Origin of the sequence: Pantoea alfalfae, from assembly GCF_019880205.1 — a bacterium.
In the GTDB taxonomy this organism is placed as follows: domain Bacteria; phylum Pseudomonadota; class Gammaproteobacteria; order Enterobacterales; family Enterobacteriaceae; genus Pantoea; species Pantoea alfalfae.
In genome coordinates this window covers 1,075,275-1,095,833 of sequence record NZ_CP082292.1, presented here as the reverse complement: position 1 = coordinate 1,095,833, position 20,559 = coordinate 1,075,275, and the positions used below count along the sequence as shown (strand labels likewise).

Sequence of the window (20,559 nt, the reverse complement as noted above, 5' to 3'; positions counted from 1 at the left end):
AATGGGTCAGGTAAAGCTTTATATTGAAAAAGAATTAAGCTGGTTATCCTTTAATGAACGGGTTTTGCAGGAAGCAGCAGACAAAAGCAATCCACTGATTGAGCGGATGCGCTTTCTGGGCATCTACTCCAACAATCTCGACGAATTCTATAAAGTGCGTTTCGCCGACCTCAAACGCCGCATTCTGATTGGTGAAGAGCAGGGTTCTGCCAGTACGCCACGCCATCTTTTTAAAAAAATTCAGCAGCGCGTAATGAAGTCCGATCAGGAGTTTGATGCGCTTTATAACGATCTGCTGCTGGAAATGGCTCGCAACCAGATCTTCCTGATCAACGAACGTCAGCTCTCATCCAATCAGCAGGCGTGGCTGCGTCACTATTTCAAGCATGAGTTGCGCCAGCATATCTCCCCGATTCTGATCACCCAGGAAACGGATCTGACCGAATTCCTTAAAGATGACTACACCTATCTGGCGGTTGAGATCATTCGCGGTGACAATATTCAGTATGCGCTGCTGGAGATCCCGTCCGATAAAGTGCCGCGCTTCATCAATTTACCGGCAGAGCCACCGCGCCGCCGTAAACCGATGATCCTGCTGGATAACATTCTGCGTTACTGCCTGGATGACATTTTTAAAGGCTTCTATGACTTCGACGCGCTCAACGCCTATTCAATGAAAATGACGCGCGACGCCGAGTACGATCTGGTCACGGAGATGGAGTCGAGCCTGCTGGAGCTGATGTCCTCCAGCCTGAAGCAGCGACTGACGGCGGAACCAGTGCGTTTTGTCTATCAGCGCGATATGCCCGACACGATGGTGTCGCTGCTGTGCCACAAGCTTTCCATCTCTAACCTGGACTCCATCCTGCCAGGCGGCCGCTACCACAACTTCAAAGACTTTATCGGCTTCCCGAACGTCGGCAAAAATAACCTGGTGAACCGCCCGCTGCCGCAGATTCGCCACATCGGTTTTGATGGCTTCCGCAACGGCTTCGATGCGATTCGCGACCGCGACGTGCTGCTCTACTATCCGTACCACACCTTTGAACACGTGCTGGAACTGCTGCGTCAGGCGTCATTTGACCCCAGCGTGCTGGCGATCAAAATCAACATCTACCGCGTCGCGAAACACTCGCGCATCATGGATGCGATGATCCATGCCGCCTATAACGGTAAAAAAGTCACGGTGGTCGTTGAGCTGCAGGCACGCTTCGATGAAGAAGCCAACATCTATTGGGCGAAACGCCTGACCGAAGCAGGCGTGCATGTGATTTTCTCTGCACCTGGCCTGAAGATCCACGCCAAGCTGTTCCTGATCTCACGCCGCGAAGGCGAAGAGATTGTGCGCTACGCGCATATCGGCACCGGCAACTTTAACGAGAAGACCGCGCGGCTTTATACCGACTACTCACTGCTGACCGCGGATGCGCGCATCACCAATGAAGTACGTCGGGTGTTCAACTTTATTGAGAATCCTTATCGGCCCGTGACGTTCGATCACCTGATGGTGTCGCCACAGAACTCGCGCCGGATGCTGTATGAACTGATCGACACCGAAATTGCCAATGCACAGCAGAATAAGCCCTGCGGTATTACTCTGAAAATCAACAATCTGGTAGACAAAGGTCTGGTAGATCGGCTTTATACAGCCTCCAGCGTAGGGGTGAAGGTCAATCTTCTGGTGCGCGGAATGTGCTCATTAATCCCGGACCTGCCTGGGATCAGTGAAAATATTCGTGTCATCAGTATTGTTGACCGTTATCTGGAACACGATCGCGTCTATATTTTTGAGAATGGCGGCGATAAGAAGGTGTTCCTCTCCTCCGCTGACTGGATGACACGTAACATTGATTACCGCATCGAAGTGGCCGTGGCGATTCTCGATCCCCACATCCGGCAGCGCATACTCGACATTATTGCTATTCAGTTAAGTGATACGGTGAAAGCCCGCATCGTCGATAAAGAGTTGAGTAACCATTACGTCCAGCGTGGCAATCGCCGTAAAGTGCGCTCGCAGCTGGCCATCTATGATTACATCAAGAAACTGGAACAACCTGAATAAATCCTATGCCAATTTCTCATAAAAGTACGCCAAAACCCCAGGAGTTTGCGGCGATTGACCTGGGCTCGAACAGTTTCCATATGGTGATTGCGCGGGTTGTCGATGGTGCGATGCAGGTACTGGGCCGCCTTAAACAGCGCGTCCATCTGGCTGACGGGCTGGATGCTCAACACAACCTCAGCGAAGAGGCGATGGAGCGCGGCTTAGCCTGTCTGGCGCTGTTTGCCGAGCGCCTGCAGGGCTTCAGCTCCAGCAACGTGACGATTGTCGGCACCCATACGCTGCGCGAGGCGGTTAACGCCGAAACCTTCCTGCAGCGTGCGGCTGAAGTGATCCCCTATCCGATCGAAGTGATTTCAGGTCATGAAGAGGCGCGTCTGATCTTTATGGGTGTTGAGCACACGCAGCCAGAGAAAGGTCGCAAGCTGGTGATCGACATCGGCGGCGGCTCTACCGAGCTGGTGATTGGCGAGGATTTTGAACCGCAACTGGTTGAGAGCCGGCGCATGGGATGCGTCAGTTTCGCCCAGCTCTATTTCCCGAAAGGCGAAATCAGCCGTGAAAACTTCCGTCGCGCCCGCTTAGCGGCGGCGCAGAAGCTGGAAACGCTGGCGTGGCAATATCGTCTGCATGGCTGGCAATATGCGCTGGGTGCGTCCGGCACCATCAAGGCCGCCTGCGAAGTGCTGCAGGCAATGGATGAGAAAGAGAAGCTGATTACGCCTGAGCGCCTCGAAAAGCTCTATGACGAGGTGATGAAACATAAATCCTTTGCGGCCCTCAGCCTGCCGGGCCTGTCAGAAGAGCGCAAAGGCGTGTTTGTACCCGGACTGGCGATTCTGTGTGGCGTCTTTGATGCGCTGGCGATTCGCGAGCTGCGTCTTTCTGATGGTGCGCTACGTGAAGGCGTGCTCTATGAGATGGAGGGCCGTTTCCGCCATCAGGATATTCGCAGCCGTACAGCACAAAGTCTGGCGAATCATTACGCCATCGACAGCGATCAGGCGCGCCGCGTGCTGGATACCACCGAGCAGCTTTATCTGCAGTGGCGCGAGCAGAACCCGAAACTGGCCAATCCGCAGCTGGCAGCCCTGCTGAAGTGGGCGGCGATGCTGCACGAAGTGGGTCTGACAATTAATCACAGCGCCCTGCAACGTCATTCCGCCTACATTTTGCAAAACACCAACCTGCCTGGCTTCAATCAGGATCAGCAGATGCTGCTGGCGGCGCTGGTCAGATTCCACCGCAAAGCAGTGAAGCTCGACGAGTTGCCGCGCGTGACGCTGTTTAAGAAAAAGCAGTTTGTGCCGCTGATTTTCCTGCTGCGCCTGGGTACTCTGCTGAATAATCAGCGTCAGGCTACTACGCGTCCGGATGCGTTAACCCTGAAATGCGATGACGGCCACTGGACGCTGATTTTCCCGGCGGGCTACTTCACCCAGAACAACCTGGTTCAGCTCGATCTGGAACGTGAGCAGGTTTACTGGAACGACGTAACAGGATGGAAGCTGATCCTCGAAGAAGAAGCCTGACAACCCGGGCGCCTTGCGCCCGTTTAACTGAATTGATGAATATGACACAACCAACTGCACCCCTTTCAGGCGAAAACTATTTTGCCGAAACCTATGGTTTAACGCCGCCCCACTCTGAAGTGGTTGCGGCGCTGCCCCAGCTCAACGTCGGCAAGGCGCTTGATCTGGGCTGTGGCGTGGGACGCAATACGCTGTTTCTGAACCAGCACGGCTTTGACGTCACGGCATGGGACCATAATCCGCAAAGCCTGGCGCGCCTGCAGGAAATTATTGCGCAGGAAAATCTCAGCGGCATTCATACCGAGCAGCGCGACCTGAACAACACGCGCTTTAACGGCGGCTTCAACTTTGTGCTGTCGACCGTGGTGATGATGTTCCTGCAGCCGCAGACCATTCCACAGCTGATTGCCGACATGCAGGCCTGTACGGTCAGGGAGGGTTACAACCTGATTGTGGCAGCGATGAACACGGAAGATATGCCCTGCCCGGCTGATTTCGCTTTTGCTTTTAAGTCGGGCGAGTTGAGCCACTATTACCGCAACTGGCACATCGTGAAGTACAATGAACATCCCGGTCAGCTGCATCGCAAAGATGAAAATGGCAACCGCATTACCTGCCGCTTTGCGACGCTGCTGGCGCAAAAAGCGAGTTACTGATCTTTATCTGCTGTTTTTTTCAACAGCGATTGATTTCATCAGGCGACTGTGACTAAATATTGCAGTCGCCCCTGATGGGGTCATTACAGGAACCACCCCGCGTGAACAGCGCTATTTCTCCCCGAAGACGTCAAAAAACCGGCACCATGACCCGCATTGTGCTGTTGATCAGTTTTATCATTCTCTTTAGTCGCCTGATATTTATCCTGCCCGCTGCCTTCGAGCATCACCAGCAACAGAAAGCGATTCCTGAACCCGTTACCGTCACATCAGGTGATACGCGCTAACAAATACTGATTTTTCGCCTGAAAGACGCCTTAAAAGTAAATGTTATCCAGACAACTGGACTCTTTTTTGCATCCCTTTTTCAGGCGAAACGCTACACTTCGTGCTGGTGCTTTCAGACTAAAGGGATCCAATGTGTCTGCCTCTCACTCTCAACGTTTAAGTGAAATACGTCATCGCATTCTGACGCTGCTGCTCAACGAGCACGATCTGGTTGATTCTCTGCTGGCGAAATCCGGCGATCTCAATCCTGAACAGCAACGTGAAAATGCGGCCCAGCGTGATGCGCTGGAACAGGACATTCTGCAACTGCATGCCGCTGACCTCGCGGATATTCTCGAAGCCCTGCCCGAAGAGGAGCGTCAGGCGCTATGGCGGCTGGTGCCGAATGAGCGGCGCGGACACGTACTGGTCGAAGCCTCTGAAACGGTCTGGGCCAGCCTCACCGAGGAGATGAGCGATCGCGATATTCTGCGTGCTATCCAGCCGCTGGATATCGACGACCAGGTCTGGCTGGCGCGTTATCTGCCGCGTGACCTGACCGGACGTCTGCTGGCGACCGTGGAGCCTGCTCTGCGCGCCCGCATGCTCGATATGGTACAGCTCGATCGCGATCGCGTGGGCCGGGTGATGGATTTCAATATTCTGACGGTGCGCGACGATGTCACGCTGGCAACGGTACAGCGTTTTCTGCGTAAGCGTAAAGACATGCCAAACGGCACGGATAAGCTGTTTATCACCAATAAAGACAACCAGCTGCTGGGCGAGCTGATGCTGACGGATATCCTGCTTAACAAACCTAAAACCCTGGTCAGCGACGTCATGAACGCGCGCCCGACCACCTTCCAGCTCAACGATAAGGCCGAAGATGCCGCCAGTGCCTTTGAGCGTTATAACCTGATCTCTGCCGCCGTCACTGACGCAAAAGGCAAACTGATTGGCCGTGTGACCATTGAAGACATCATCGACCTGGTGAATGCCGAAAACGAAAGCAACATCCGTAAAATGGGCGGTATCAGTCAGGAAGAGGATGTTTTCGCGCCGGTGCGTAAATCGGTGCGTAAACGCTGGGCCTGGCTGGCGATTAATCTCTGTACCGCCTTTGTCGCCTCGCGGGTCATCGGACTGTTTGAAGGAACGATTTCACAGATCGTCGCCCTCGCCACCCTGATGCCGATTGTCGCGGGTATCGGTGGCAACACCGGTAATCAGACCATTACCATGATTGTGCGGGCGCTGGCCTTACATCAGGTTGAACCGGGCAACTTTTCGTTTTTGATCGTCCGCGAGCTTGGCGTGGCGCTGATCAACGGCCTGTTCTGGGGCGGCATCATGGGCGGCATCACCTGGCTGATGTATGACAATATGGCGCTGGGCGGCGTTATGATGCTGGCCATGGCGCTTAATCTGCTGCTGGCCGCGCTGATGGGCGTGCTGGTGCCGCTGGTCATGACTAAAATGAATCGCGATCCCGCCGTTGGCTCCAGCGTATTGATCACCGCCCTTACCGATACCGGCGGCTTCTTTATCTTCCTGGGACTGGCAACGATCTTCCTGCTGCCGCACTGATCAGGTGTGAAGGCCGTAACGTTGAAGCGATCCATTAAGATTGCGCTGCCGCGTCACCTGCGCCAGCTCACGGGTGGCCGCAGGCAGCGCATAATTGCCGCGCTGGCTCAGCCACTCCAGTACATCCGACAGGTGCCAGATGGCAGTTTTACCGTCATGCACCGGCAGCGGAAACGGCGGGCGGTGGCTAAGCATCAGTTTGCGCATATTCTGTCGCGTCATGCCGATGATCTCCGCCACGTCTGTCAGGCCCACAAAATCGGGTGCCGCTTCCACCAGTGTGGCACCCGGTATCGCGCGCAGTACATCCTCTTCCGCCTGCTTTAATACGTCCGTTGCAGAGTCAGACGCCCGGCAGAACTCAAATGCTATTCGCCCTGGCATCCCCAGGCCGATCAGCGCATCATCACAGCCTGCTGCTGCCAGCGTTTCAAGCAGTTCATCCACCGGCGCATGCCCTTCCGGCAGGCTGAACCGCAGCGTAAAACAATATTCCATATGCCTCTCCTTGTGCTGTGTCAGGACTTCAGATAATGACAGTTATCGACCACGCGCCGCAGCGCACGGGCATGTTGATGTACATTTTTCGGTGTACTCCAGATACAGGTCAGACAGAACTCCCCGCATCGGCACATCAACAGATTTTTTGGACAGTACATTTTGCCCCAGGCATGATGGCCTCCGGTAACCACCAGCCAGCCGTGGGATTCAGCGTAACGTAACGCCATCTCTATCTCTTTACTGGGATGCCGCTTCCTTGCCATATGTCCCCCCTATGCTGACGCCGAATGTGTGAGTTGTCAACTGACAACTCAATGAATATTTCTTAACGCGGTTCAGCATGCGGAGACTTTTTCTCGCAGTAAAACAGTCAGGGTATAAACTGGAAAACGTCACGCAAAAAACGATCGGCAGCAGTAACGATAATTAATGGAGGCAATATGTTTAAAGCAGAGGATTTTGTTCAGTCCAAAACCGGCGGCCCTAAAATGCAGGTGCTGCGCGTGGAAGGCGACACCCTGTGGTGCGCGCGCGTTGATGATGCAGCGAAGAAAGAGATCGAAGTAAAGGCAGAGAGCGTCAACCTCTATCACGAAGAGGGTGACTTTGGCGTGTGCTGAGGCAAAACGGCCCCTGACGGGGCCATATTGTCAGGGCTTATCCTGCTGAAGATTGTCGTTGCCCAGACCGCCAATAAACGGCAGCCGCAGCCGGAACGGCGAAAAATCGAGTCCCATGTTCAGACCCAGCAGGTTCATTTCAAATCCCTCTTCTGCACCCAGTGTCACGCCCGCCACGCCCAGAATCGACACCTGCACACCGCGCCCGGATGGCGGCAGCCCGACAGGACGCCACAGTGGCCGGTAATCTTTGCCCAGCGCATTGGCGGGGAGATCAAGCCTCAGGGCTGGCACTTCGCGGCCAATGTGCGCCAGGAAAGTATTGCTGTTCGGTCCTGGCCAGGCACGGTAGGTTGTCGGCCACGGATACGAGTTAATGGCGGCTTCTATCTGCGGGATCATCGCTTCGGCTTCCGGTCCGCGATGTTCCACCAGCAGCCGCGGTTTTGCGCCATACCAGTAGCCATCTGGCAGGTTGGTGTTACGGCGAACCTTATCGCCGCTGCCCCAGCTAATCACTTCATAACGCGTGTAGCGCGTTTCACCCGCACGTTTAAAAATGATCCAGGGATGCACCGCCACCCGCCCTTTCCAGCCATAGGTCGGCGCAGCGTAGACCTGGACGATAGCCAGGCTATATAAAGCGCGCGGATCGGGCGCTATGCCAGCCGAATCGCGCCGGGCAGTCGCCCAGCCACCTGGCTCTGAACTTTCGCCGTGACGCGCTGCCTGCGCAATGCTGGCTCCGAGCGATAACAGCAGTACGGCAACAAAAAACAGGCTGAACACTTTCAGTGAGAGCATGACAACATTCCTGGTGACGTAAAAATCACGAAACGCCTGATCAGCAGGCGGTTTCAGTAAGCGGTGGCGTTGGGATACAGACAATCGGTGAAAGCGGCGGATAAAAGCGGGACACCAATGACGTCAGTTGCGGGCTTTTACTGCATGGAGGATAGCGTAATTTTCGGCAAAGTGAACAGGAAAACACCAGCGATGGGTGTGGATGTGGTGAAAGGTTAAAACAGCGAGTCTGCGCACGGTCAGAGCAATAAAAAAAGCCCGCTGGGGAGCGGGCTTCAGAATTATCAGAGATTACCTGGCTGAGGCCTGGTTATTCCCACTCAATCGTCGCCGGTGGCTTACCGCTGATGTCATACACCACGCGGGAGATGCCGTCGACTTCATTGATGATGCGGTTAGAGACACGGCCAAGGAAATCATATGGCAGGTGCGCCCAGTGTGCGGTCATAAAGTCGATGGTTTCCACCGCACGCAGCGAGACAACCCAGTCATACTTACGGCCATCACCCATCACGCCGACCGAACGAACCGGCAGGAAAACGGTGAACGCCTGGCTGACTTTGTTGTAGAGATCCGCTTTGTGCAGCTCTTCAATGAAGATAGCATCGGCACGACGCAGCAGGTCGCAATACTCTTTCTTCACTTCGCCCAACACGCGCACACCCAGACCCGGACCCGGGAACGGATGGCGGTAGAGCATATCGTACGGCAGGCCCAGCTCCAGACCAATTTTGCGCACTTCGTCTTTGAACAGCTCTTTCAGCGGCTCAACCAGGCCCATCTTCATCTCTTTCGGCAGGCCACCGACGTTGTGGTGCGATTTGATCACGTGCGCTTTACCGGTGGCTGAGGCCGCCGATTCAATCACGTCCGGATAGATGGTGCCCTGCGCCAGCCACTTCACGTCCTGCAGCTTAAGCGCTTCTTCGTCGAACACTTCCACAAAGACGCGACCAATGGTTTTACGCTTGGCTTCAGGCTCATCGATACCCGCCAGCGCATCCAGAAAACGCATTTCAGCCGGTACATGGATAATGTTGAGCCCGAAATGGTCGCCAAACATATCCATCACCTGCTGTGCTTCGTTCAGACGCAGCAGACCGTTATCCACAAACACGCAGGTCAGACGATCACCAATAGCGCGATGCAGCAGCATCGCCGTGACAGAGGAGTCCACACCACCTGACAGACCGAGGATTACTTTGTCGTTACCCACCTGCTCACGCAGGCGCTCAACGGCATCTTCGATAATTTTGGCAGGCGTCCACAGGGCTTCACATTCACAGATGTCGATGATGAAGCGCTCGAGCATCCGCAGACCCTGGCGGGTGTGAGTCACTTCCGGATGGAACTGCACGCCGTAGAAACGCTTCTCTTCGTTGGCCATGATGGCGAACGGACAGGTTTCTGTGCTGGCCACGGTGACGAAGTCAGCCGGGATCGCCGTGACTTTGTCACCGTGGCTCATCCAGACATCCAGCAGCGGTTTACCGGCGGCGCTGATCGCATCTTCAATGTCGCGAACCAACGCACTTGGTGTGGTGACTTCGACCTGCGCATAACCGAATTCGCGCTCGTTTGAGCCAGCAACGGTGCCGCCCAGTTGCATCGCCATGGTCTGCATACCGTAGCAGACGCCCAGCACCGGCACGCCAGCGCTGAAGACATAGTCAGGTGCGCGCGGGCTGTTCAGTTCGGTGGTGCTTTCCGGGCCGCCTGAAAGGATGATACCGCTTGGATTGAACTGGCGGATCTGCTCTTCGGTGACATCCCATGCCCAGAGTTCACAGTAAACGCCAAGCTCGCGCACGCGGCGGGCAACCAGCTGAGTATATTGTGAGCCGAAATCGAGAATCAGAATGCGGTGCTTATGGATATTTTCCGTCGTCATTGAGGGGTTTCCAGAACGGTGACTTGATCAATAAAAGCGCCCGGCATGAGCCGGGCGGGAAATCGGGATTATGAACCCATGCGGTAGTTTGGTGACTCTTTGGTGATGGTCACGTCATGCACGTGGCTCTCATTGATGCCCGCGCCGCTGATGCGGACAAATTCCGCTTTAGTGCGCAGGTCGTCAATGGTCGGGCAACCGGTCAGGCCCATGCACGAACGCAGGCCGCCCATCTGCTGATGTACGATCTCTTTCAGACGGCCTTTATAGGCCACGCGGCCTTCGATACCTTCCGGCACCAGTTTGTCAGCGGCGTTATCGGTCTGGAAGTAACGGTCAGAAGAGCCTTTGGACATCGCGCCCAGTGAGCCCATGCCGCGATAGGATTTGAATGAACGGCCCTGATAGAGTTCGATTTCGCCCGGTGACTCTTCGGTCCCCGCCAGCATGGAACCCACCATCACACAGGACGCACCGGCGGCGATCGCTTTGGCGATGTCACCAGAGAAACGGATACCGCCATCGGCAATGACCGGAATGCCGGTGCCTTCCAGCGCGGTGACCGCGTCAGAAACGGCAGTGATCTGCGGAACGCCCACACCGGTGACAATACGGGTCGTACAGATAGAGCCAGGGCCGATACCGACTTTAACGGCACTGACGCCTGCCGCGACCAGCGCCAGTGCGCCTGCACCAGTGGCGACGTTACCGCCGACAATTTCCAGGTCCGGATATTTAGCACGGGTTTCACGGATACGTGACAGCACGCCTTCAGAATGGCCGTGTGAAGAGTCAATCAGCAGCACGTCAACGCCCGCTGCGACCAGCGCATCAATACGCTCTTCGTTACCGGCACCGGCACCCACCGCTGCACCCACACGCAGACGACCCTGCGCATCTTTACAGGCGTTAGGTTTGCGTTCGGCTTTCTGGAAGTCTTTAACGGTAATCATGCCCAGCAGATGGAAGCTGTCATCCACGACCAGCGCTTTCTCAACGCGCTTTTCGTGCATTTTATGCAGCACCACATCGCGCGCTTCGCCCTCTTTCACCGTCACCAGACGATCTTTCGGGGTCATAACCGCAGAGACCGGCTGAGAAAGGTCAGTCACAAAGCGCACGTCACGACCGGTGATGATACCCACCAGTTCGTTGTCGCGGTTAACGACCGGGTAGCCCGCAAAGCCGTTGCGCTCGGTCAGCACTTTAACATCAGCCAGGGGTGTCGTTGGCAGAACGGTCTGGGGTTCAGTAACCACGCCGCTTTCATGTTTCTTCACCTTGCGCACTTCGTCCGCCTGGCGTTCAATCGACATGTTTTTATGGATGAAGCCAAGACCGCCTTCCTGTGCCAGCGCAATCGCCAGACCCGCTTCGGTCACGGTATCCATGGCAGCGGAGAGCATAGGAATATTTAAACGGATATTTTTGGTCAGCTGAGTGCTGAGATCGGCCGTATTCGGCAGGACGGTGGAGTGTGCAGGGACGAGCAGAACGTCGTCAAAAGTGAGTGCTTCTTTAGCGATTCTTAACATGGCAATACTCCACCTCGGGTGATTGAGAATAGATAAAATATTGCCGCGGCATTATACAGGCCGTAATCGATTGCCTCCAGCATTATTTACGAAAAACCCTTGATCCGCACTGACAGCCCTGTAGTATCGATGAATTAACCTGCTGATTTGGAATTTGATCTTCGTCACATGTCGCTGCCATCTACTGCCAATATTTTTACCGTCAGCCGTCTCAATACGACAGTGCGTCAGCTGCTGGAGAAAGAGATGGGCCTGGTCTGGATCAGCGCTGAGATCTCCAACTTCACCCAACCGGCTTCCGGTCACTGGTACTTCACGCTGAAAGATGATGGCGCTCAGGTTCGCTGCGCCATGTTCCGCAACAGCAATCGTCGCGTCACCTTCCGTCCCCAGCATGGTCAGCAGGTACTGGTACGCGCTAACATTACCCTCTATGAACCTCGTGGTGACTATCAGCTGATTGCCGAAAGCATGCATCCGGCGGGGGAAGGCTTGCTGCAGCAGCAGTTTGAACTGCTGAAAGCAAAGCTGGCGAGCGAAGGCTTATTTGAGCCACAGCATAAGCAACCGCTGCCGGAACCGGCGCGTCAGGTCGGGGTGATCACCTCCTCCTCCGGCGCGGCGCTGCACGATGTGTTACGCGTCCTGCATCGCCGGGATCCCTCCCTGCCCGTGGTCATCTACCCGACCGTGGTACAGGGCGTCGATGCGCCAGCCGCTATTGTCCGGGCAATTGAAATTGCCAACCTGCGTAACGAGTGCGATGTGTTAATCGTCGGGCGCGGCGGCGGTTCGCTGGAAGATTTATGGAGCTTTAACGACGAACGGGTGGCGCGCGCCATTTTTGCCAGCCGCATTCCCATCGTCAGCGCCGTCGGTCATGAAACCGACGTCACCATTGCCGACTTCGTCGCCGACTTACGCGCCCCTACCCCTTCAGCAGCCGCAGAAATTGTCAGCCGCAACCAGCTGGAGCTGCTGCGCCAGTTGCAGTCGCAGCAGCAGCGGCTGGAGATGGCGATGGATTACTACCTGGCGCGCCAGCAGCGGCTTTACACGCGTCTTGAGCATCGCCTGCAGCAGCAGCATCCGCAGCTGCGGCTGGCCCGTCAGCAGACCGCCCTGTTCCGCCTGCAACAGCGTCTGGGTGAAGCGATGGAAACGCGCCTGCGTCAGGCCACACGTCAGCAGGATCGCCTGGCGCATCGACTCAACGCCCGGCAGCCGCAGCAGCGTCTGTTCGAGGCGCAAAAACAGCTGCAAAGCTGGCACTATCGCCTGCAGCAGAGCATGGCAACGCAGCTGAACAGCAATAAACAACAGTTTGGTCAGCTGGTCGCACAGCTCGAAGGTGTCAGCCCGCTGGCAACGCTGGCGCGTGGTTTTAGCGTGACCACCGACATCGCCGGTCAGGTGGTGAAGCAAACCGCACAGCTTCAGAGCGGCGACCTGCTGCGCACCCGTCTGGATGATGGCTGGGTTGAAAGCCAGGTGACGCAGCTGTTACCTGAGAAAAAGCGCCGCCGCAAAACCACCTCCTGACGCTGCCCGCCAACTTACATTTCTCCATTAACCACTGGTCTCACTTATCAGGCTCACCTGGTCTGGCCGGCTATTTTTATGACTAATTTTTGCTACCAGGCGTTCTCATATAATCCGTCAGAATGATTGTCTGAAAAATAAGCGCTGCCGCAAATCCGCTCCCTGATACTGACTCTGCGCGCCTCCTCACATTTTTCCAATTACCGCTGGCCTCACTCATGAGGTCTAACCAGCCAGACGGGTCTATACTTTTGACTCATTCCTTTTTGCCAAGGAGTCTCACATGGCTTACTGCGTTATTCCTCCCTATATCCTTCGCAAGATTATCGCTCACAGTTCCGGCCATCAGCAGGCGCAGGCGCGCCGCACCCTGACGCACGTTCAGCACCTGATGGCGGAACACTGGCAAAAATCGACTGGCGTGAAAACGGCGGCGGGCGGTCATGTTGACCGTGAAATTTATGATGCCCAGAGCCAGGAAACCCTGCCGGGTAAGCTGGTTCGTCAGGAAGGCCAGCCAGGTAATGATGACGTCGCGGCTGAAGAAGCCTGGGACTACCTTGGCGTCACCTATGACTTCTTCTGGCAGGCGTATCAGCGTAATTCGCTGGATGGTCAGGGCCTGAAGTTGCTGGGTACCGTGCACTACGGTGAGAAATACCAGAACGCCTTCTGGAACGGTCAACAGATGGTATTTGGCGATGGTGACGGCGAAATTTTTAATCGCTTTACCATTGCGATTGACGTTGTGGCCCACGAACTGGCGCATGGCGTCACGGAAAACGAAGCCGGGTTGATCTACTTTGAGCAGGCTGGTGCACTGAATGAGTCGCTGTCGGATGTTTTTGGCTCGCTGGTAAAACAGTTCAGCAAAAAGCAGCGTGCGGATGAAGCAGACTGGATTATTGGTGAAGGCCTGCTGGCGAAGGGTATTAATGGGCGTGGTCTGCGGTCGATGTCTGAACCCGGCACCGCCTACGATGACCCGCTGCTGGGCAAAGATCCGCAACCGGCACACATGGATCACTACGTGAAAACCCGTGAAGATAATGGCGGTGTTCATATCAACTCCGGCATTCCTAACCGGGCCTTTTATCTGGCGGCCAAAGCGCTGGGGGGTTATGCCTGGGAACAGGCGGGATATGCCTGGTATGACACGGTGTGTGACGACGAACTGCCACAGGATGCGGATTTCAAAACCTTTGCCCGCTTCACCATTGAGCATGGTAAAAAGCGGTTCAACGAGTCGGTCAGCAGTGCTATTGAACAGGCGTGGAAGGAGGTTGGCGTGCTATGAGTGAACTGCCCGAACTCACAGATGATGCCACCATCATCGTCGCGCGTGAAGGCGGCATGGCCTTTATTCCGGGGCTGCGCGCCGAACGACGCTTTATGCTTGGCGAGTTGCCGGCGCCAGAAAAACAGCGCGTCTGTCATGCGCTGGAGCAGGCAATGCCGCTGGGCGAACCCGAGGAGAAAGCCGCGCAGGTGGGCAGTGGCGATCAGCGTTATTTCCGTATCCAGATTCAGTATGCCACCCGCCGTGAGGTAGGCACTATTGTGCTGCTGATTCCGGAACAGGTCGCGCCGCCGGAGCTAAAAGCGCTGTGGCACGACGGAAAATAAGCAAATAAAAAGGGCCGACAATGTCGGCCCTTTTCCTTATGCGTTATTACTTGCTGTCTGGCAGCGCGTAAGCAATCACGTAATCACCGCGGTCCGGTGACTGACGTGCGCCACCAGCTGAAATCAGGATGTACTGCTTACCATCTTTCGGTGAAACGTAGCTCATCGGGCCACCCTGACTGCCAACCGGCAGGCGTGCTTTCCACACCTCTTTACCGGTTGAAGAATCAAAGGCACGCAGATAGTAATCCTGGGTACCGGCGATGAACACCAGGCCACCCTGTGTTGCCAGCGTACCGCCCAGCGTTGGCATACCAACTGGCATTTTCACGCGCATTTTGATGCCAAATGGACCGGTATCCTGCACGGTGCCGACCGGCACCTGCCAGACGATTTTCTGGGTTTTCAGGTCAATCGCCGACAGCGTACCAAACGGCGGCTTCTGACAAGGAATGCCCAGCGGCGACATAAAGCGGTTTTTATTCACTGCATAAGGCGTGCCTTTCAGCGGAACGGCACCCATACCGGTGTTAATTGCTTCGCCGCCGTTGCTGCCACGGGCAATGCTGCTGGTATCCGCCGGGATCATCTGTACCCACAGGCCCAGACGCATGTCATTGACGAACAGCAGATGGTTGTTCGGATCGATCGACATGCTGCCCCAGTTCATACCCCCAAGCGAACCCGGGAAGCTCAGCGACTTGTCGGTGTCTGGCACGGTGAACAGTCCGTCATAGCGCATCGATTTGAAGGCGACCCGGCAGGCAAGCTGATCAAACGGCGTTGCACCCCACATGTCAGACTCTTTCAGCGTCTGGTTGCCAATCTGCGGCATTCCGGTCGAGTGTGGCTGTGTTTTCGTGTACTGCTCGTTCGGAATATGGCCCTGCGGCATCGGCAGTTCTTCGACTTTGGTCAGCGGCTTGCCGGTCATACGGTCAAGCACGAAGATCATGCCGGTTTTACCACCAATCACCACCGCTGGCGTGGTGCTGCCATCTTTCTGAGGGAAGTCGATCAGGCTTGGCTGCATCGGCAGGTCGAAGTCCCACAGATCGTTATGTACGGTCTGATAGACCCACTTCTCTTTACCGGTAGTCGCATCCAGCGCCAGCACCGAAGCACCGTATTTGTGATCCAGTTCGGTACGGTTCGCACCCCAGAGGTCAACCGACGAACTGCCCATCGGGATGAACACGGTGTTCATTGCCGGGTCGTAAGACATCGGCGCCCAGGAGTTCGGCGTACTGCGGGTGTAATCTTTACCCGGCATCAGAATCGCATTCGGGTCAACATTGCCTGGGTCAAATGCCCAGCGCATTTTACCGGTGATAACGTCAAAGCCACGCAGCACACCACCAGGCATATCAGTCTGCACGTTATCTGCGACACGCCCCCCCACCACGACGGTGGTGCCCGCCAGCGTTGGCGCTGACGTCAGCTGATACTGTGGATCCGGTGCCTGGCCCAGTCCCGCTTTAAGATCAACGATGCCGTGATCGCCGAAGTTTTCACAGAACTCACCGTTGTCGGCGTTGATCGCAATCAGACGCGCGTCGATGGTGTTCATCAGAATACGACGCTGGCAGCTGTCACCAGCTGGCAGCACAGCGGCTGGGACAGGTGAAGAACCCGGCTTATCCGGCTGTTGCAGCGGCCTGGTTACGTCAAAGTAAGCCAGACCACGGCAGCGCGGCCAGACGTCTGCTTTGGCATTGATTTCACGTTTCCAGATCTGTTTACCCGTATTGGCTTCAACGGCGATGACGTTGTTGTGCGGCGTACAGAGGTAAAGGGTGTTACCAATCTGCAATGGCGTCTGCTGATCTTCTGCGCCGTTTCCGGTCGGGCTGACAGGCGTATCACCAGTGTGGAAGGTCCAGGCAACTTTCAAATCCTTCACGTTATCGCGGGTAATCTGGTCCAGCGCCACAAAGCGGCTGCCCTGCGGGGTATTACCGTAGTTATCCCAGTCTTTCTGCTGTCTGGTTTTATCAACCGGGATCAGTGGCAGCTCTTCGCCGGTGCCGGCAACGGTAGGATGGGGCTGGAACATCTGTACCAGCGTGACCACCATGCCTGCCGCCAATAGCGCAGAGAAGGCGTAAGAGGGTTTTGCCAGTGAGTGCTTACCTTCGTGCTTACGCAGTGAAGGCCAGATCAGGAAGGCCAGCAGCATCAGACCGGCAGGCACCATCAGGCGAGAGACCAGCGGCCAGAACTCCAGACCCGCATCGAACAGCGACCAGATCAGGGTGCCGACAAAGACCAGCAGGAACAGAACCACTGCCGATGATTTGCGACGGAAGAATTGAATTGCGGAGAGTACAGTGACGATACCCGCAATTAAAAAGTACCTGCTGCCGCCAAGGGCTACCAGTTTACCGCCGCCAATGGCAAAAAACAGACCGGTAGCAAGCAGCACCAGTCCGAGCAGCACGGATGCGATTCCCAGCCCCTTTCCGGAGCGGGAGGATGTTTCAGCCATAACACTTACTCTCCTGAATAAACAGAGCATCCGGACTGATGCCGTCCGGACTCTGGCGCGTTATGCACGTCCGCGCAGAGCATTGCTCTGTTTCAAAACGAATATAAACAGACCCGCGTCCGTGAGAATCTGTGGGCCGGAAGAGCACGGATGTGGCTGCCCCCTCCCACGACGCGGCAGGATTGTACCACCTGGTACATTACAGAGTGAACATATACAACGCGTTTGTTACGGAGTAATAGCATTTTTGCTACAAAAAGGGCCAGGCATCGCTCTGCCTTATCTGACATTTTAAGCGTAGCTGAAAGCGAGGTCAGTGACCGGGTGGCTGGAAAAGTACGCGCTTGCGGGAGATCAGACCATGTCCGTTACGGCAAAAATAGTCCACTGCGCCGCAGGCTTTCAGCACTTCAAGTGGCTGGTGACACTCAGGACAGCAGGGATGCGCCGGGTAATGCGCTCCGCAGGCTGTGCAGATAAATTCACCGTCGCTGAGCGACAGCGGTTGCTGACATTTTTCACAAAGCACACGCATTATGTTCTCCACCCTGCGTTATTCAGCGCAAAAAAAAAAGAGGGCCAGATGGCCCTCATTTTGTTAACGCTTATTCTTTTTCATATGCGCCATCAGACGCTTACGCTTACGCTGCTGCGTTGGCGTCAGCAGGTTACGTTTGCCTTCATAAGGGTTATCACCCTCTTTGAACTGAATGCGAATTGGCGTTCCCATCACGTTAAGTGATTTACGGAAATAGTTCATCAGGTAGCGTTTATAAGAATCAGGCAGATCCTTAACCTGGTTACCGTGGATCACCACGATAGGCGGGTTATAGCCACCAGCATGCGCGTATTTAAGCTTAACGCGACGACCGCGTACCAGCGGCGGCTGGTGATCGTCTGCCGCCATGTTCATGATGCGGGTCAGCAGCGAGGTGTTTACGCGGCGCGTCGAACAGTCATAGGCTTCCGTGATCGACTCAAACAGATTACCTACGCCGCTCCCGTGCAGCGCAGAGATAAAGTGGATGCGGGCGAAATCGATAAAGCCCAGACGGAAATCCAGCGTCTCTTTCACTTCATCACGCACTTCCTGCGACAAGCCATCCCATTTGTTGACCACAATCACCAGCGAGCGACCACTGTTAAGAATGAAGCCCAGCAGCGAGAGATCCTGATCGGAAATACCGGCATGAGCATCAATCACCAGCATCACGACGTTGGCATCTTCAATCGCCTGCAGCGTCTTGATTACTGAGAATTTCTCAACGGTGTCAGAGATTTTGGCACGCTTACGCACGCCTGCGGTGTCGATCAGAACGTATTCACGTCCATCACGCTCCATCGGAATATAGATACTGTCGCGGGTGGTGCCCGGCATGTCGTAGACGACCACGCGATCTTCGCCGAGGATGCGGTTAGTAAGCGTTGACTTACCTACGTTAGGACGGCCAACAATCGCCAGTTTGATTGGCAAACCAGTCGGGTCGAAGTTTTCTTCTTCCTCCGCCGCTTCCTGCTCAGCAATCTCGTCAGCTTCAAGCGCAGCCCAGTAAGCCTGGTTCTCTTCTTCTTCAGTGAGCTCAACCGCCTCAACTTTGTCCATCCACGGCAGGAGTGCCTCTTCTATCAGGCTGCTCACACCACGACCATGCGAGGCTGCAATGGCATGAATCTCGCCCAGGCCCAGTGAATAGAAGTCGACAACCGCCTGATCCGGATCGAGCCCGTCAGTTTTGTTCGCCACCAGGAAGGTCGCTTTCTGACGGGAGCGGAGATGCTTAGCAATTTGCTGATCGGCGGCCATCATGCCCGCACGCGCATCAACCATAAACAGCACAACATCGGCTTCTTCAATCGCCAGCAGTGACTGCTCGGCCATCCGCGTTTCAACACCCTCTTCGGTGCCGTCGATACCACCGGTATCAATAACAATAAATTCGCGCCCTTCCACTTCGGCGCGACCATATTTGCGATCGCGAGTCAGTCCAGGAAAATCCGCTACCAGCGCATCACGTGTGCGGGTTAAGCGGTTGAATAGCGTAGATTTTCCCACATTGGGACGCCCAACCAGCGCGACCACAGGTACCATAACAAAATGCCTCAATGAATAATTAATCGCCCGAATGGCGTGATTATAACGGCTCTGGCCGTTAAGTTCAGGCTTAAGGCGCAAAGAATACCATGCCTGACTAAAAACGAAACGGCCCCTGATTAAATCAGGAGCCGTCAGAACGGAGGATTTCACCTGCCAGACGTTTACCCGTTAACGGGTAATCGCATAAACCTCGCCGTCTTTCGACTGGATCAGAAGCTTATCGCTGGCAACCACCGGCTCAGTCTGGAAGCCTGAGCTATCCAGTTTCTGCTGAGCAACAAAACGACCATCAGTGGTGTTTAGCCAGTGCAGATAACCTTCACTGTCGCCAACCACAAGGTAGCCGTTGTAGAGCACCGGAGAAGTCAGGTTGCGATGCAGCAGGTCGCTTTGACGCCAGATGGCAACACCGCCGTCAGCGTTCAGCGCAATCACGCGGTCATCCTGATCGACCAGATAGATGCGACCGGCATCGACAATCAGATCTTTCACACCGCCAATTTCGCGTTTCCACAAAATCTGGCCAGAGCGCAGATCCAGCGCCGACAGGTTACCGTTGTAAGCGAGTGCATACACTACGCCATTGACGATAACCGGCGTGGTATCGACGTCGTTAAGACGGTCGATCTCAGTGGCACCGCTGACCTGAGAAATACGCTGCTGCCAGATCAGCTGTCCCTGGTTCATCACCACGGCACTGACGCGACCGTTGTCGCCACCGACAATGGCGCCGCCAAATGCGACAGCAGGTGCAGATTCGCCGCGAAGAGACAACGCTGGCATATCCAGGTTGACGCTCCACTTCACCGCACCGCTGCTCTGATCCAGTCCCTGCAGCATGCCGTTACTGGTATGTACCAGTACCAGACCATCGCTGACTACAGGACGAGACAACGCTTCACCTGCGACGCTGGTCTGCCAGGCCAGGCTGCCATCGCTGCTGTTCAGGGCATAAACTTTGCCGCGCTCGCTGCCAACATAAACCCGATCGCCATCAGCGGTCAGGCCGCCGGATAACAGCGCTGAGCGGTTTTTCGAGAAGAAACCGGTTTTCTCAGAGAGATCGACTTTCCATTTTTCTTTACCGTCTGCGGCATCCAGCGCTTTGACAATACCAAAACGATCGGCTGCAAAAACGGTGTTGTCCTGCCAGGCAGGATGCAGATTTGAGTAGAAGTCACCGACGCCATCGCCTACCGAGGTGTTCCACACTTTCTGTGGCGTGAACTGATTTTCCACCTTCGGCAACGGGGCCATTTTTACTACATCTTCTTCGCCGCTAAACAGCGAACAACCGCTGAGCAAAGTGACTGAAATCAGTCCCGGCAGCAGGTATTTACGTAATTCCATGCG

Annotated in this window: 18 protein-coding genes; 9 read left to right on the top strand and 9 right to left on the bottom strand. The window is 55.4% G+C overall.

All coding sequences use genetic code 11. From position 1 onward, the window contains the following. Position 1 precedes the first annotated feature (1 nt). The 5 genes from ppk1 to mgtE all read left to right on the top strand — a co-directional run bounded on the left by ppk1 (position 2) and on the right by mgtE (position 6,104). Positions 2-2,062 (top strand): polyphosphate kinase 1, encoded by a 2,061-nt coding sequence (gene ppk1 / locus K6R05_RS05235; RefSeq protein WP_161734318.1) that lies wholly within the window; start codon positions 2-4, stop codon positions 2,060-2,062. Between the two features lie 5 nt (positions 2,063-2,067). Next, a complete protein-coding gene (ppx, locus tag K6R05_RS05230; protein WP_222925135.1) occupies positions 2,068-3,594 on the top strand; it encodes an exopolyphosphatase in 1,527 nt (508 codons plus the stop codon). 41 nt (positions 3,595-3,635) lie between these two features. Next, the gene (gene tehB, locus K6R05_RS05225; RefSeq protein WP_161734322.1) at positions 3,636-4,250 is read left to right on the top strand and encodes a tellurite resistance methyltransferase TehB; all 615 of its coding nucleotides are present in this window, start codon (positions 3,636-3,638) and stop codon (positions 4,248-4,250) included. 101 nt (positions 4,251-4,351) lie between these two features. Next, the gene (locus K6R05_RS05220) at positions 4,352-4,537 is read left to right on the top strand and encodes a YfgG family protein (protein WP_013358709.1); all 186 of its coding nucleotides are present in this window, start codon (positions 4,352-4,354) and stop codon (positions 4,535-4,537) included. Positions 4,538-4,670: 133 nt separating this feature from the next. After that, complete coding sequence (mgtE, locus tag K6R05_RS05215; RefSeq protein WP_161734324.1) at positions 4,671-6,104, top strand: magnesium transporter; 1,434 nt, start codon at positions 4,671-4,673, stop codon at positions 6,102-6,104. Here mgtE and K6R05_RS05210 read toward each other — a convergent pair whose 3' ends face one another. Both K6R05_RS05210 and K6R05_RS22065 read right to left on the bottom strand, forming a co-directional pair. After that, a complete protein-coding gene (locus K6R05_RS05210; RefSeq protein ID WP_222925134.1) occupies positions 6,105-6,602 on the bottom strand; it encodes a helix-turn-helix transcriptional regulator in 498 nt (165 codons plus the stop codon). It lies immediately after the preceding gene. 20 nt (positions 6,603-6,622) lie between these two features. Beyond that, entirely contained in the window at positions 6,623-6,868 is a 246-nt protein-coding gene (locus K6R05_RS22065; RefSeq protein WP_135907869.1) for a hypothetical protein, read from the bottom strand. 177 nt (positions 6,869-7,045) lie between these two features. Here K6R05_RS22065 and K6R05_RS05205 point away from each other — a divergent pair, with 177 nt between their 5' ends. After that, positions 7,046-7,225, top strand: coding sequence for a GDFGVC terminal motif YodC-like protein (locus tag K6R05_RS05205; RefSeq protein ID WP_022624131.1), 180 nt, complete (start codon positions 7,046-7,048; stop codon positions 7,223-7,225). A 30-nt stretch (positions 7,226-7,255) separates the two neighbouring features. On the opposite strand, the gene K6R05_RS05200 is transcribed toward K6R05_RS05205, so the two are convergent. The 3 genes from K6R05_RS05200 to guaB all read right to left on the bottom strand — a co-directional run bounded on the left by K6R05_RS05200 (position 7,256) and on the right by guaB (position 11,455). Next, entirely contained in the window at positions 7,256-8,029 is a 774-nt protein-coding gene (locus K6R05_RS05200; protein WP_222925133.1) for a DUF3750 domain-containing protein, read from the bottom strand. 310 nt (positions 8,030-8,339) lie between these two features. Then, the gene (gene guaA / locus K6R05_RS05195) at positions 8,340-9,920 is read right to left on the bottom strand and encodes a glutamine-hydrolyzing GMP synthase (RefSeq protein ID WP_161734330.1); all 1,581 of its coding nucleotides are present in this window, start codon (positions 9,918-9,920) and stop codon (positions 8,340-8,342) included. A gap of 68 nt (positions 9,921-9,988) precedes the next feature. Next, positions 9,989-11,455: an IMP dehydrogenase gene (gene guaB, locus K6R05_RS05190; protein ID WP_161734332.1), complete on the bottom strand. Its 1,467-nt coding sequence runs from the start codon at positions 11,453-11,455 to the stop codon at positions 9,989-9,991. 168 nt (positions 11,456-11,623) lie between these two features. Between guaB and xseA the strand changes: the two genes are divergently transcribed. The 3 genes from xseA to K6R05_RS05175 all read left to right on the top strand — a co-directional run bounded on the left by xseA (position 11,624) and on the right by K6R05_RS05175 (position 14,623). Beyond that, complete coding sequence (xseA, locus tag K6R05_RS05185; protein WP_161734380.1) at positions 11,624-12,997, top strand: exodeoxyribonuclease VII large subunit; 1,374 nt, start codon at positions 11,624-11,626, stop codon at positions 12,995-12,997. Positions 12,998-13,280: 283 nt separating this feature from the next. Then, entirely contained in the window at positions 13,281-14,294 is a 1,014-nt protein-coding gene (locus K6R05_RS05180; RefSeq protein ID WP_161734334.1) for a M4 family metallopeptidase, read from the top strand. Beyond that, positions 14,291-14,623, top strand: coding sequence for a protealysin inhibitor emfourin (locus K6R05_RS05175; protein ID WP_161734336.1), 333 nt, complete (start codon positions 14,291-14,293; stop codon positions 14,621-14,623). Before K6R05_RS05180 ends, K6R05_RS05175 begins: the two co-directional genes overlap by 4 nt. 46 nt (positions 14,624-14,669) lie before the next feature. On the opposite strand, the gene K6R05_RS05170 is transcribed toward K6R05_RS05175, so the two are convergent. From K6R05_RS05170 to bamB, 4 genes are all read right to left on the bottom strand, one after another. Then, positions 14,670-17,111 (bottom strand): glucose/quinate/shikimate family membrane-bound PQQ-dependent dehydrogenase, encoded by a 2,442-nt coding sequence (locus K6R05_RS05170; protein WP_222925132.1) that lies wholly within the window; start codon positions 17,109-17,111, stop codon positions 14,670-14,672. A gap of 313 nt (positions 17,112-17,424) precedes the next feature. Continuing rightward, positions 17,425-17,646, bottom strand: a complete 222-nt coding sequence (locus tag K6R05_RS05165) for a zinc ribbon domain-containing protein (RefSeq protein WP_222925131.1) — start codon at positions 17,644-17,646, stop codon at positions 17,425-17,427. Between the two features lie 63 nt (positions 17,647-17,709). Continuing rightward, positions 17,710-19,200 (bottom strand): ribosome biogenesis GTPase Der, encoded by a 1,491-nt coding sequence (gene der, locus K6R05_RS05160; RefSeq protein ID WP_033733523.1) that lies wholly within the window; start codon positions 19,198-19,200, stop codon positions 17,710-17,712. Positions 19,201-19,374: 174 nt separating this feature from the next. Further along, positions 19,375-20,556: an outer membrane protein assembly factor BamB gene (bamB, locus tag K6R05_RS05155; RefSeq protein ID WP_013358724.1), complete on the bottom strand. Its 1,182-nt coding sequence runs from the start codon at positions 20,554-20,556 to the stop codon at positions 19,375-19,377. Positions 20,557-20,559: the final 3 nt, after the last annotated feature.

What these genes read in the sequence shown, in the direction of transcription:
- ppk1 (WP_161734318.1), top strand. Translation starts at nt 2, where the DNA reads ATGGGTCAGGTAAAGCTTTATATTGAAAAAGAATTAAGCTGGTTATCC.
- ppx (WP_222925135.1), top strand. Translation starts at nt 2,068, where the DNA reads ATGCCAATTTCTCATAAAAGTACGCCAAAACCCCAGGAGTTTGCGGCG.
- tehB (WP_161734322.1), top strand. Translation starts at nt 3,636, where the DNA reads ATGACACAACCAACTGCACCCCTTTCAGGCGAAAACTATTTTGCCGAA.
- K6R05_RS05210 (WP_222925134.1), bottom strand. Translation starts at nt 6,602, where the DNA reads ATGGAATATTGTTTTACGCTGCGGTTCAGCCTGCCGGAAGGGCATGCG.
- K6R05_RS22065 (WP_135907869.1), bottom strand. Translation starts at nt 6,868, where the DNA reads ATGGCAAGGAAGCGGCATCCCAGTAAAGAGATAGAGATGGCGTTACGT.
- K6R05_RS05205 (WP_022624131.1), top strand. Translation starts at nt 7,046, where the DNA reads ATGTTTAAAGCAGAGGATTTTGTTCAGTCCAAAACCGGCGGCCCTAAA.
- K6R05_RS05200 (WP_222925133.1), bottom strand. Translation starts at nt 8,029, where the DNA reads ATGCTCTCACTGAAAGTGTTCAGCCTGTTTTTTGTTGCCGTACTGCTG.
- guaA (WP_161734330.1), bottom strand. Translation starts at nt 9,920, where the DNA reads ATGACGACGGAAAATATCCATAAGCACCGCATTCTGATTCTCGATTTC.
- guaB (WP_161734332.1), bottom strand. Translation starts at nt 11,455, where the DNA reads ATGTTAAGAATCGCTAAAGAAGCACTCACTTTTGACGACGTTCTGCTC.
- xseA (WP_161734380.1), top strand. Translation starts at nt 11,624, where the DNA reads ATGTCGCTGCCATCTACTGCCAATATTTTTACCGTCAGCCGTCTCAAT.
- K6R05_RS05180 (WP_161734334.1), top strand. Translation starts at nt 13,281, where the DNA reads ATGGCTTACTGCGTTATTCCTCCCTATATCCTTCGCAAGATTATCGCT.
- K6R05_RS05175 (WP_161734336.1), top strand. Translation starts at nt 14,291, where the DNA reads ATGAGTGAACTGCCCGAACTCACAGATGATGCCACCATCATCGTCGCG.
- K6R05_RS05170 (WP_222925132.1), bottom strand. Translation starts at nt 17,111, where the DNA reads ATGGCTGAAACATCCTCCCGCTCCGGAAAGGGGCTGGGAATCGCATCC.
- K6R05_RS05165 (WP_222925131.1), bottom strand. Translation starts at nt 17,646, where the DNA reads ATGCGTGTGCTTTGTGAAAAATGTCAGCAACCGCTGTCGCTCAGCGAC.
- der (WP_033733523.1), bottom strand. Translation starts at nt 19,200, where the DNA reads ATGGTACCTGTGGTCGCGCTGGTTGGGCGTCCCAATGTGGGAAAATCT.
- bamB (WP_013358724.1), bottom strand. Translation starts at nt 20,556, where the DNA reads ATGGAATTACGTAAATACCTGCTGCCGGGACTGATTTCAGTCACTTTG.